The sequence below is a fragment of the Methylobacterium sp. WL18 genome, assembly GCF_008040015.1.
GTDB lineage: Bacteria > Pseudomonadota > Alphaproteobacteria > Rhizobiales > Beijerinckiaceae > Methylobacterium > Methylobacterium mesophilicum.
Window position 1 is genome coordinate 1 of the sequence record NZ_VRVD01000710.1, and the last position, 2,211, is coordinate 2,211.

Annotated in this window: 3 protein-coding genes; 2 read left to right on the forward strand and 1 reads right to left on the reverse strand. The window is 69.7% G+C overall.

What is annotated here, in order from left to right; all coding sequences use genetic code 11:
• Nucleotides 1-217: 217 nt before the first annotated feature.
• Nucleotides 218-412, reverse strand: a complete 195-nt coding sequence (locus tag FV228_RS33490) for a hypothetical protein (RefSeq protein ID WP_187277939.1) — start codon at nt 410-412, stop codon at nt 218-220.
• Here FV228_RS33490 and FV228_RS27315 point away from each other — a divergent pair.
• Both FV228_RS27315 and FV228_RS27320 read left to right on the forward strand, forming a co-directional pair.
• Nucleotides 387-1,520 (forward strand): branched-chain amino acid ABC transporter substrate-binding protein, encoded by a 1,134-nt coding sequence (locus FV228_RS27315; RefSeq protein ID WP_147857380.1) that lies wholly within the window; start codon nt 387-389, stop codon nt 1,518-1,520. The two genes, FV228_RS33490 and FV228_RS27315, sit on opposite strands and share 26 nt — an antisense overlap.
• 184 nt (nt 1,521-1,704) lie before the next feature.
• Nucleotides 1,705-2,211 (forward strand): LysR family transcriptional regulator (locus FV228_RS27320; RefSeq protein ID WP_147857381.1); only part of this gene is annotated, 507 nt, incomplete at its 3' end.

The following is a 2,211-nucleotide window of genomic DNA, read 5'->3' on the forward strand; positions in this document are numbered from 1 at the left end:
CGCACGCCCATCCCGGCAGCGATCTGCCGGGATGGGCGTGCGTGCTCCCGCGCGCGGCTTCCGGACCTGAGCGCGGCACGGCCGTCGCGCCCGTCCGACGAATCATCGATCCGACGCCGCCGTCCGGTCGATCGATCCCGCCGCTTCCCCGGCCAGGATCGGGGCTACGCCCGCGCCGTTCGGCGCCGATTGCGGCGTGACAGGGTCCGGATCGGTTTCAGATCAGTGCCGTGCGGCACATCCCTATGCTTGCGGTCTTGACGGCGCGGCAGGTTGAAAACAGGCTTGCGCCCGCGTCGCGGCAGGTCGATGCACGGTCGTCGGGTCTGGCCGAAACATTGCATCGGGCTGCCGGGGCGGGTTGGACTTCGAGCGCGGGGGCGGTCATGAGGAAAATACTGTCGTTGACCATCGTTGGTCTTCTGACGATTGGTGCTGCACAGGCCCAGGACAAAGGCGGACCGATCAAGATCGGTGTCTCGGCCGGCGTGACCGGGCCGTATGCGGCTTTCGGCGTGCAGGTGAAGAACGGCGTCAGCCAGGCGATCGAGGACATCAACAAGGCCGGCGGCATCAAGGGCCGGCCGTTCGAGCCGATCTACGGCGACGACGCCTCCGACCCGAAGCAGGGCGTGTCGATCGCCAACAAGCTCGCCGCGGACGGCGTGACGATGGTGGTGGGCGCCTTCGCCTCCAGCGTGTCGATCCCGGCCTCCGACGTCTACCTCGATGCCGGCATCGTCCAGGTCACCCCGTCCTCCACCAACGTGAAGTTCACCGAGCGCGGGATGTGGAACACCTTCCGCACCTGCGGCCGCGACGACCAGCAGGGCGTGGTGGCGGGCGCGTATCTCGCCGATCACTTCAAGGGCAAGCGGATCGCCTTCGTCCACGACAAGTCGTCCTACGGCAAGGGTCTGGCGCAGGAGACCCAGATGACGCTCAAGGCCAAGGGCGGCAAGGAGGTGCTGTTCGAGGGCGTCAACCCGGGCGAGAAGGACTACTCGGCGCTCGTGTCCAAGTTGAAGTCGGCCAACGTCGACGTGGTCTATTACGGCGGCTTCCACACCGAGGCCGGGCTGATCCTGCGCCAGATGCGCGACCAGGGCCTGAACGCGACCCTGGTCGGCGGCGACGGCCTCGCCCCGAAGGAGTTCGTGCAGATCGCCGGCGCCGGCGCCGAGGGCACGCTGATGACCTTCTCGCCGGATGCCCGGAAGAACGCGAGCGCCCAGGCCGTGGTCGCGGCGTTCAAGGCCAAGACCATCGATCCCGACGCCTACACGCTCTACGCCTACGCGGCCGTGCAGGTGCTGGCCAAGGCCGCCGCCGAGACCGGCTCCATAGAGGGCAAGGTGCTGGCCGACTGGCTGCACCAGGGCAAGACGATCGAGACCGTGGTCGGCCCGATCGCGTACGACAAGAAGGGCGACCTCACCCGGCCCGACTACGTGATCTACGCCTGGAAGAAGGGCGCCGACGGTAAGATCGACTACGCCGGCAACGAGTTGGCGCCGTAAGACCGGTGCCCCGCGAACCTCGGGGCTCCGCGCCCCGAGCCCCGCCGAAAGGCCGCGGGCCCTTCGGGATCCCCGGACCTGTGCGCAGATCCGGTGGAGGCCGGTACCTCTATCGGCCGAACGACTGAGGGGCGCAGAGGCCTTATGATCTCCCCTCCGCGTCCCGGCGTGCAGGGGAGATCCGATGTTCGACTTCAGCCAGCTCCGGTGCTTCGCCGCCGTGGCGGAGGAGCTGCATTTCGGGCGTGCGGCCGCCCGGCTGAACATGACGCAACCGCCCCTGTCGCGGCAGATCCAGGTGCTGGAGCGGGTGCTCGACGTGCAGCTCCTGGAGCGCACCAGCCGATCCGTCCGGCTGACCGCGGCCGGGCGCAGCTTCCTGCCGGAGGCGCAGCGCATCCTCCGGCTCGCCGAGACCGCGACGCACGTCACCCGCCAGGTCGCGGCCGGGCGCGCGGGGGTGCTGAAGCTCGGCTTCACCGCGGCCTCGGCCTACGATGTCCTGCCCCGCCTCGTCACCGCCCTCCGGCGGGCGCTGCCCGACGTCACACTGGCCCTGCGCGAGATGGTCAGCCGGGATCAGGTCGAGGAGCTCCTCGCCGGCCGCCTCGACGCGGCCCTGGTGCGTCCGCCCATCGTCCATCCGGACCTGATCGCGGTCCGGGCGCTGGCCGAGCCCCTGGTGGTGGCC

Coding starts and splice junctions, on each gene's coding strand:
- FV228_RS27315 (WP_147857380.1), top strand. CDS start 387: ATGAGGAAAATACTGTCGTTGACCATCGTTGGTCTTCTGACGATTGGT.
- FV228_RS33490 (WP_187277939.1), bottom strand. CDS start 412: ATGGTCAACGACAGTATTTTCCTCATGACCGCCCCCGCGCTCGAAGTC.